We start from the raw sequence: 9,138 nt of genomic DNA, 5'->3' as shown, positions 1-9,138 counted from the left end.
CCGACGTGCTGCGCGCCGGGAAACAAGCCGTCGAGCACGCGGCCGCAACCGGCACCGACCTCCCGCGCTGCCAGGTCGCGCCGGGGCAGGTCGCCTCATGACCAAGCTGCTGCTCGCCGGCGGAGGGCTGGGTGCCTCGATCATCGCCGTCCCCCTGCTGGCCCTGCTCGCCGTCTTCGGCTCCGCCGCCCGGCCGTTCGGCTGCACGCCCGGGGCGCTGGCCGCTGACGCCGACGTCCCCGTCCACGCGCGGCCGTGGGTCACCGCCACCCACGCCGCCTGCCCGGTCCTGCCGGCGGCGTGGATCGCCGCGGTCATGGCCCAGGAATCCGGCTTCGATCCCGACACCTACGCCGACGACGTCAACGGCGGCACCTGGGGGCTGTTCCAGCTCAACGCTGCCGTGTGGGCGGACGCCTACGGCGCCGGGTGGGACGCGGACCGCAACGGCAACGGCCGTCCCGACGTCCGCGACGCCGATGTGCATGCCGCGGTGGCCGGCCACTACCTGTGCCGGCGGCTGGCCGGCGTGCGTGCCCTGCGGGCAGCCCACCCGGACTGGGCGTCGACGCGCGACCTGTCCGAGCTGGATGCGTTGATCGTCGCGCACAACGCAGGGGAATCGCGGCTGGCTTCCTACCCGGACATCCCGGCGGTCACGGCCGAGTTCGTGGCGGACGTTGACGACCGGACTGCGGCGTGGTCCGGATGCGCCCGGGCAGTGCCCGCACGCTCAGGGCCGCGGGGCCCGGGGGACGCGATCGCGGCGGGCCTTGCCCTAGTCGGCACCCGCGAGGGCTGGTACCGGATGTGTGACCGGCTGGTCTGCCGCGCCTACGGCTACGCCACGTCCGGCTTCCCGACTGCGGTCGCGCACTGGCAGGCGATGCGCGTAGCCGGCTTTGCCCATCCCGGTGACAGGTGCCCGCCGCCGGGGGCGTTCGCCTACTGGGACACCGGGCCGGGACAGGCGGGCCACGTCGTGCTCGTCGCCACCCGGAACGGCTGCGATCCGCACGCCATCACCGTCGTGTCCAACGACTTCCTCGACCGGGCCGTGGGCGCCCGCGGCGGGGTGTACCACGTGACGCTCGCGCGGCTGGAATCCGGATTCGTCGACCCGGCCCGCTACCTGGGCTGGTCCGCGCCCGTGTGCGCCGGCCTGCCGCTACTCACCGACCCCGACACCGTCCGTGCCACCCCATCCGCCTCGAAAGGTCTGCGATGAGACGCTCGACCAACACCCGCCGCGCGGACCCGGCCGAGCGGCTCGCCGCCGCGCACGCCCAGCTTGTCACCGCTGTCCAGGAACTGACCAACGGCGAGGAGTGGCGGCGCATGCTCGCGGTCGCGGCCCGGTTCCCGACCTACAGCCTCAACAACGTCCTGCTCATCGGCGCCCAACGCCCGGACGCCACCCGGGTCAGCGGCATCCGGACCTGGAACTCTCTGGGCCGCCGGGTCCGCAAGGGTGAGAAGGGCATCGCGATCCTCGCGCCCTGCCTCTACCGGCCGCGCCGCGACGACCCCCGCCACGACCAAACCGGCCCCCGCGGACCGGCCGATCGCACCCGACCCGACCCGGGACGGCCCGAACCCGGGCGCCCTGAGCCGGACGGGACGGCGCCCCGCCAGCGGGTGCCGCGGGAGGTGCGCGGCTTCCGGGTGGTGCACGTCTTCGACGTCTGCCAGACCGTAGGGGAACCGTTGCCCGAGATCGCGCCGCGATTGCTCACCGGCTCCGCGCCCGCGCTTCTGACAGAGCGTCTGATCAAGACGATCCGCGGCGACGGGTACCACCTCGAACGCGGGCCGTGCGGTGGCGCCAACGGCTACACCGACTTCACTGCCCGGACCGTCCGGGTCCGCGACGACGTCACGGACGCACAAGCCGGGAAGACGCTCGCCCACGAACTCGGCCACATCCGCGCCGACCACCACACCCGCTTCCTCAACGGGCGGCCCAGCTCCGCAGGGTGCCGCGCCCAGGCCGAGGTGGAAGCCGAATCCATCGCCTACCTGATCACCCACGCCGCCGGACTGCCCGCCGACGCCTACTCCGTGCCCTACCTGGCCGGCTGGTCCGGCGGGAACACCGACCTGGTTCGCGAGGCCGCCACTCGCGTCATCGCCGTCACCCGCGGTGTCCTCGAAGACCTCCGCCTCGAACTGCCGGCCGATCTCGCCCCGGCACCCGTCATCGAGCCTCATCGGCCAGCCGGGCCCGCTGCGCTGCCACCCGAGATCGACCGTGAGCCGCCCGAGGTCGGCCGGTGAACGGCCCCCCGTCCACAGCGGCCGTAGGCGCCCGCTGATCCACAGGTTCCGCCGCCCGACCCTGCTGCCCGTTGGCAGCCCCGCAGTGTCGACCTACCGCCCGAATCGAGAGGAGAACCACCGATGAACCCCGAGCTGATCTTCACCGAGCCGCCCGAGCTCGTGCAGGAAGCACGCATCGCCATGGCTCGCGCCGAGTGCCGTCTCACGCTGCAGGACGGGCCACCGATCACCAGATGCGACGCCACCTACATCGGCCTGGCCTTCCTGGTCCTCGAAGCCGTCGACCCGCCCTACCCGCCGCTGTTCGACGTCGAGCCCTCCCTCGACACGCGCGCCGACATCACCGCGGCGATCTGGCGGTTGGGTGAAGCGATCGCCGAGGCCGACAGCGCCGCCGACGTCCTCCGCTACGCCGCCACCATCGCCGATCTTCGCGACCTCAATCTGCTCACACCCGACCTGGACCCGGACCCAGAGCCCGGTCTCGGGGGATGGTCCGGGCAGTGGCAGTGACCACCTGGGACGGCGCGGTCACCGCCACCGCGCGCGAGCTGGCGCACCTGCTTGCCACGACGTCACGCCGTACCGGATGGGGCCCCCAGGAGATCGACATCGAGGTCGCCCTCACCGCCCGCGCCGCCGTCCTCGCCGGCGCCGCCAACGTGCTCGGCGACCTCGCCCCCCGCACCCGACAGCCCAACCGCCACGGACGCCGGGACCTGCTGGCCCTCGCCGACCAAGACCCGCTCCGCGCCCTCGGACTCGTCCTGCGAGACCGCGGCCGCGTGCCCCCGTTCACGCGCAGCCCCAGCGAGCTGCTCGACGCTGCCGCCCCGGGCGCACCGGCCACCCGCAGTTGGGCGGCCGCCGGACGGCACGCGCTGATCGGAGACCGGATCTGGACCGCGCAGGCCCGCAACCTCGATGCCGACCACGCCTGGCATGTCGTCCGGCAGGTCACCGCCCTTGCCGAGCTCGTCGCCCGCCTGGACCCGATGCTCGCCCACGCGGCGAAGGCGATGGCGAATCCCGACGCGCTGGCTTACCTCGACCGCACCGCCGGCCTCCGGGTCGTCGCCCAGGAGGTCGCGGGCCTCTCCTCGACATCCGGCATCGGCGCCGCGGGCGGGACGCGAGATCTGATGCACCCACCGATCCGCGCGGCCGAGCCTGCCCGTCCGATCACACCCGTCGACGGACCGACCGCGGTGGCCGCGACGCGGCGGCTGATCAGTCTCGTGCGCGCCGCCGGCACCATCGCGCCACACCAGGTCCGAGCGGTCGCGCACGTGAGCCGCGACCTCGCCGTCCTCGCTGCCGCCGCGCGTGCACCCACCGACGACGGAGCCGATCTGCGCCGACTCGGCGAGTTGGCGACGTGCCTGAACAATGTGGTGACGGGCCGTCACGGCGAAGCGGCGCTTGCCGCCAACCCTGCCTTCGCTCTGGAAGGTCAGGTCCGGGAGCTGGCCAAGTACACGCGCGACGCCTTCGCCAACCGAATGCCTCGACCGCACGGCGAGGACGCCACCCGGATCGCTTCTCGCCTGCCGAAGCTGGTGTCAGCGCTCAACGATCAGGCACGGGCTCAAGTCGAGGCGCGCCGGTGGGCGATCCCCGACCGCAACCAGGGCACAGACCTGCATTACGCCGTCGCGTCCGCAGATTCGGCCGGGCAGGCGCCTCGCATGCTCGCCGAACTCCAACGATCGGTGGACGCCGCGAAGACCCTGGAGGAGATCAGGTCGCGTCCCGTCGCTCAACCGGCGAGATGGGCGAGGGCGGACGCGGCCCTGGTCGCGGAGGCCTCCGCCGTCGAACGGGCCGGTCCGGAACGCCGCAGCGCACTCCCGACCGTCCATGACCGGCGTCGCCTCCCGCCGTCCGCCTGACGGGAGGCACCATGCCTCCCGGTGCCGCCCTGGCACAGTGGCTCCCATGGCGCCGAACGACTTGCCAGGATGGTTGCCGATCTGGTGCAGCGCCGAGCTCGGCAGTGAACCGGCCGGCACCCTTTCAAGGAGACATCGATCTCCTCGGTCTTCGGGCTGCGGCTGGCTGATGGGCGCGCGGTCGTGGTGAAGGCGCGCGAGGACGAGGGCCGCGTGGGTTCTTGCGTTGCAGCGCAGGCTCACCTGGCCGAACACGGACTCCCCTGTGCTCGGCCCCTCACGGCAACCACCGTCATGGGCTCCCTGGCCGTACACGCCGAGGAGTACCGGCCCGGTGGCGACATGCTCCGCGGCGAATCGCCAGAGGTCGCAGTCCAGTACGCTGGAGGTGTTCGCCCGGCTGATGGCCGCGCTTGAGTCGGTCAGCGTCGAACCCCGATTGCCAAACCCGCGTTGGGTCCGATGGGATCACACCGGAACTGGGCTGTGGCCGGCGATCGAGTTCCTCGACGCGCGAGACCAAACCGTCGTCCCCACCTACCTGGCCGAGATGGCTGGCCGAGCACGGCGCCGCCTCCTGGCTTCCCCTCTGGCCTGCGTGCTCGGTCACGCGGACTTCGAGGCGCAGAACCTGCGGTGGCGCGACACCCGGGTGTGGGTCGTGCACGACTGGGACAGCTTGGCGTGGCAGCCCGAGGCAGCCTTGGCCGGTGCCGCGAGTGGTGGGTTCGCCAGCGTCCCGCCGCCGACCTTGGTGCCGGTCGAGAGTTCCGCGGCGTTCCTCGATGCCTACCAGGAGGTCCGCGGGCGCCTGTTCACCCGAGACGAGCAGGAGGTCGCGTGGGCCGCCAGTCTGTGGGTGGCGGCGCACAACGCCCGTTGGGAGGCGCTCCACGGCGACCCCCCAGTCTCGGGCAAGGCCGTGCGGGCGCAAGGAGAAGAACGCCTTCGCCGAGCGGGCGCCTGACGCCAGGGTCACGCGGCGACGGGTCGACGTTGACGGATGGCAGGCGGGCCGGGACGGTCCAGGTGGACCAGCGGTCAGTCCGGGCGGTGCGTTCCTGCCTTGCAGCCTGTGCGTGCCCCCCAGTCCGACAGCCGCCGGCGTGCCGCGGCGAACTGGGCGTGCCAGTCCAAGGGCGCGTCGGCACGCCCGGTGATCGCGTAGGCGGCAACCCACGCGGTGCGCAGCGCGGACAGCTCCTCCACCAGAGCGCCGTGGTGTTCCCAGCAGGGCGGGACCGTGCGGTGGTCGAGGGCGTACCGGTCGACCAGCCAGCCGATCCAATCCTCCAGTTCCTCCAAGGCGTCTTCGGTTTCGATCTCGGTCAAGGTGGCCCAGCAGACCGGGAAGGTCGGGAACATCTCCGGAGAGAGGCTGACGAGGTCGTCGGGGCTGGTCATCGGTGGATCCCTTCACGGGTGGGGTGGACGGGGCTCGGGTCGGTGTCGGGGAGTCTGCGTTCGTCGTGCCGAGCTGCCCGGGCCCGCAGCAGACCTCGGACCTGAGCGGCGGTGTGCGCGGCGGCTGCGTCGCCGCGTTCGGCGGCGGCGGTGAGGGTGTCGCGGATGGGTAGCAGCCGGGCTGGGGACGCGGCCTCGGTGTAGCGGCGGCGCAAGGTCTCGGTGGCCGAGAGCTCCCCGCCATCGTGGGCGAGGACTTTCTCCAGAACCTGACGGGCCGTCGGGACCGGTTCGCCGTGCGGCTGCGGGCAGTTCGGGTCGATGCCGTCGCAGGCCACGTAGACGTGGTTGGCCTCGCGGCCGCGGGTCATGGCGACGTAGAGCTGCTGCCGGGTCAGGCCCGGCCCGGCGAGGACGTGCCCGACCTCGACGGTCATGCCCTGGGCGCGGTGCACGGTGGTGGCGTAGCCGAGTTCGACGTGCTCGCGGACGTAGTCCGCCGGTAGGGCCACTGGCCCGCCCGCGGGTTGGGCGTCGGATTGCGAGCCGGGCAGGCTGCTGACCTGAAGGGACCCGTCGGGATGCGCGGCCGTGATCTGCCACAGTGCGCCGTTGCGGACATGCCCGCCATCGGCCGTGGTGAGGCGACGGTCGTTGCGGCGGGTGACGACGACGTCGCCGACCCCCGCGGTGGTGTCATCGGCCAGGGCGATCCCGTCCGGGCGGACCAGGCCGGCCGCGATTCGGTCGTCGTGGGCCCGGCGGTTGAGCGCGGCCACGGTCGCCCTGTCGGCAGCCAGCAGGACCGCGGCGCGCCCGGCGGAACGGTCGGCGGCCACCGCGGCATAGGCGCGATCGGCCATCACCTCCCCGGCCCCGCCGTGCAGACGGTCATGGGCGGCGTAGGCGTCCAACGCGGCCGGGTCGCCGGCACGCAGGGCGCGGGTGGCTTGGGCCTCCCAGCGGTGGGTGAACCGCCACAGCGCGGCCAGGTGAACGGCGGCGTCAGTGTCCGCGAGCAGCCGGAACCGCGCCGCGGCGCCAACGGCGTCGAGTTGGTGATGGTCGCCGACAGCCACGACCTTCGCCCCGACGGCCCGGCCGGGCCTGGCCGGTGAGGGCGTCAAGGTCGGGGTCGAGACCATGGATGCCTCGTCGACGACGAGAAGCTGACCCGGGCGTAGCTGCCACCGCGGATCCGCATCGTCCCGCTGGGATTCGTGCAGCCACTTGGCGGTGTTCTCACACAGCACGCCCAGCGCCGCGCACAGTTCAGCGGCCGCGACGGACGACGGAGCGAGCCCGACCACCGAGCCCGGGCCGTGGACGTGCTCCCACCCCGCGCGAAGCGCCCGCAGAGTTCGGGTCTTGCCGGTCCCGGCGGGCCCGACCAGCACGTCGAGACGGCGGCCCGAGGTCGCCAACGTGTGCACCGCATTCTCCTGGTCGGGGGAGAGTCGCCGGCCCGGGGCCCGGGGGGATCCTCGCGGCCGCGGCGGCGAGATCGCCCGCGTCGAGACCCGGCGCTTCGATGTCCTGGGTGGCGGTGAGCAGGCGGGCCTCGGCGGCCAGCACCGCAGCCGTGGTGAAGGCGTGCTCGCCGGGTCGGGTGAACACGCAAGTCCCGTCGGCGCGGCGGAACCGCGCCGGACTGGAAAACAACTCGGGCGGGTCCAACGGCACACACAACGTCAGCGCTTCGGTGACAACGCGATCGATCATCGCGAGCCGCTCGCCCGGGTTCGGTACGCGCAGCAACCGGGTGGTTCGGGCGGCTTCGGCAAGCAAGTTCGCCCGGGTCCACGTCGAGCGCCGATCGCCGGCGCCGGTCACGGTCGCCTGGGCGAACCGCTCGATCACATCGTCGGAGACTGCCGCCGCGGTGACCGTCCTGTCGGCGTTCCGCAGTGCGACCGCCGTGAGCTGTTCGGGGGTCCTGCCGGTGGCCGCGGCCGCGCTGGCGCGCCAGCGTTCGAACAGCTGCGGCAACGGGGTGAGGGTCTTGTCCGGTCGGGAGGACAAGGTGGCCTGCTGCCGCAACCGGACCACCTCGGCGCGACTGGGTTCGCGGCCGTGCTGGCCGCGGAAGTCGATGAGCAGCTCGCGCAGCGCCGCGTCGATCTGCGCCGCCCGGCTGGAGAAGGTGGCGAGCAGGGTGTCTTCGATGCCGTCGATTTCGAACGCGGGGGTGCGCCGTTCCCCGCGGTCACGCAGGCTCCAGATGACCGGTAGCCGAGCGGCGAGAGTGTCGGCGAGGACGCTGTCGTAGACCTCCGAGCAGGCCACCGCGGCGTGATACAACGCCTGCCCGTCGACCGACCGCCACCGCCCGTCCGGGGTCTGCACCTTGTTCGCGATCACCACGTGCGTGTGCAAATTTGGGTCGCCGGTACGTGTGTCCCAGTGATCGAAGGCGGCGGCGAGCATTCCGCGTGCGGGGACCTGCGCGCAGGAGTGCGCCCCGATCCGGGTGTGCAGGAACCGGTCCTCGATCAGGTCCAGCACGGTCGTTACCGCCTCGTGGTGCGCGTCGGCGACCGCCTTCTGGATGCTCGGGTCACCGAGGGCCCACAGCACGCTGGCCGACTTCGGCACCGTGAACGTCAGGTCGAACCCGGCGACGGCCGCCCGCACCGGTCGAGCCCGCTCCCGCGTTTCGATCCCCGCGACCGCGGTCTCACGGTCTGGCCCGTCGAGGTCGTCAGGCAGCAGCGCGACCAAATCGGCGATCCGCTCGTCCGCGGTCCGGTAGATCGGGTAGGCCCGGCCCAACGTCGCGTCGGTAACGGGGTCGTGGCCGCGCCCGTAGAGGGCAGCCATCGCCTCCTCGGCCACCGCGCTGCCCGCCGCCATGCCACGGCCGTCCGCAAGGCCGGCCAGCCCGCGTCCGTACCAACGACCGGGCGGGTAGCCGGAGGCCGCGTAGTACGACGTCAACGACGTCCCCGGCGCGCGGGCGCAGTCCCCACACGCAGTGTGCTTGAGCAGATACCGGTACCCCGAGCCGGCCGAGAGGCGGGCAAGGGACATCACCGGCCCCACCCCGCTCGGACGAGCCGGCGCGGGGTGGCCGTCGCAACGCAGAACCACTCCACGTCTGACCTGTGTTCGCGAACGGGGAGCAGATTGGCGGCGCCTCAATTTTGAGCAAGACGAGTACGCGTTGGCGATCTTCGATGCGCGTGCCGGCGACAGAGTGTGGTTGGTGGTTGCGGGCCGGGTGGCGTCAGGGTCTTGAGTGCGATGTCTGACTGACCGTCAGGGATCGCGGCAGGCGGGGGCGGTCCGGGGTCGTGCGGGGAGGGCCGCGAGGGTCCGAGCATCCTGATAGGTGCCGTCCGGCCCCTCTGGCGTCGGGGGTCGACCCCGTAGACGAGGGCGTGGGTCCTCGGTGATACATCGGCGAGATGGCGGCGAGACGAGTGGTGCGAAGGGGGGACAGTTCCTCGCGGAGTGCGCCGTGACGTTCCTGGCACGGCGGGACGGCGCTGCTCAATTCGGGCCGTCCGGAGGGATGCTGATGTCTTCGAGCTGCCCGACAATTCGTGCGATCGTGTTTCGA

7 protein-coding genes and 1 pseudogene are annotated in these 9,138 nt (G+C 72.6%); 5 read left to right on the top strand and 3 right to left on the bottom strand.

What is annotated here, in order from left to right; genetic code table 11:
• The first annotated feature begins 97 nt into the window (after nt 1-97).
• The 5 genes from SPOPO_RS34095 to SPOPO_RS34665 all read left to right on the top strand — a co-directional run bounded on the left by SPOPO_RS34095 (nt 98) and on the right by SPOPO_RS34665 (nt 5,139).
• Nucleotides 98-1,228: a lysozyme family protein gene (locus tag SPOPO_RS34095; protein WP_019873097.1), complete on the top strand. Its 1,131-nt coding sequence runs from the start codon at nt 98-100 to the stop codon at nt 1,226-1,228.
• Complete coding sequence (locus SPOPO_RS0101935) at nt 1,225-2,277, top strand: ArdC-like ssDNA-binding domain-containing protein (protein WP_019873096.1); 1,053 nt, start codon at nt 1,225-1,227, stop codon at nt 2,275-2,277. The genes SPOPO_RS34095 and SPOPO_RS0101935 overlap by 4 nt, the downstream gene beginning before the upstream one ends.
• 123 nt (nt 2,278-2,400) lie before the next feature.
• On the top strand, nt 2,401-2,793 hold the full coding sequence (locus SPOPO_RS0101930; protein ID WP_019873095.1) for a hypothetical protein: 393 nt from the start codon (nt 2,401-2,403) through the stop codon (nt 2,791-2,793).
• The gene (locus tag SPOPO_RS0101925) at nt 2,784-4,172 is read left to right on the top strand and encodes a hypothetical protein (protein WP_156869488.1); all 1,389 of its coding nucleotides are present in this window, start codon (nt 2,784-2,786) and stop codon (nt 4,170-4,172) included. Before SPOPO_RS0101930 ends, SPOPO_RS0101925 begins: the two co-directional genes overlap by 10 nt.
• A 550-nt stretch (nt 4,173-4,722) precedes the next feature.
• Nucleotides 4,723-5,139 carry a hypothetical protein gene (locus tag SPOPO_RS34665; protein ID WP_084670841.1) on the top strand — a complete coding sequence of 139 codons (417 nt, stop codon included), beginning with the start codon at nt 4,723-4,725 and terminating at the stop codon, nt 5,137-5,139.
• 74 nt (nt 5,140-5,213) lie between these two features.
• Here the strand turns inward: SPOPO_RS34665 and SPOPO_RS32195 are convergent, their stop codons facing one another.
• The 3 genes and pseudogenes from SPOPO_RS32195 to mobF all read right to left on the bottom strand — a co-directional run.
• The gene (locus tag SPOPO_RS32195) at nt 5,214-5,576 is read right to left on the bottom strand and encodes a hypothetical protein (protein WP_019873092.1); all 363 of its coding nucleotides are present in this window, start codon (nt 5,574-5,576) and stop codon (nt 5,214-5,216) included.
• Nucleotides 5,573-7,009: an ATP-dependent DNA helicase gene (locus SPOPO_RS35445; RefSeq protein WP_245541669.1), complete on the bottom strand. Its 1,437-nt coding sequence runs from the start codon at nt 7,007-7,009 to the stop codon at nt 5,573-5,575. The genes SPOPO_RS32195 and SPOPO_RS35445 overlap by 4 nt, the downstream gene beginning before the upstream one ends.
• Nucleotides 7,010-7,580: 571 nt before the next feature.
• Nucleotides 7,581-8,606: pseudogene (mobF, locus tag SPOPO_RS35440) on the bottom strand (MobF family relaxase); the annotation flags it as partial.
• Nucleotides 8,607-9,138: the final 532 nt, after the last annotated feature.

Source organism: Sporichthya polymorpha DSM 43042, assembly GCF_000384115.1.
GTDB lineage: Bacteria > Actinomycetota > Actinomycetes > Sporichthyales > Sporichthyaceae > Sporichthya > Sporichthya polymorpha.
The sequence above is the reverse complement of the archived record's forward strand: the minus strand, read 5'-3'. Positions and strand labels throughout refer to the sequence as shown.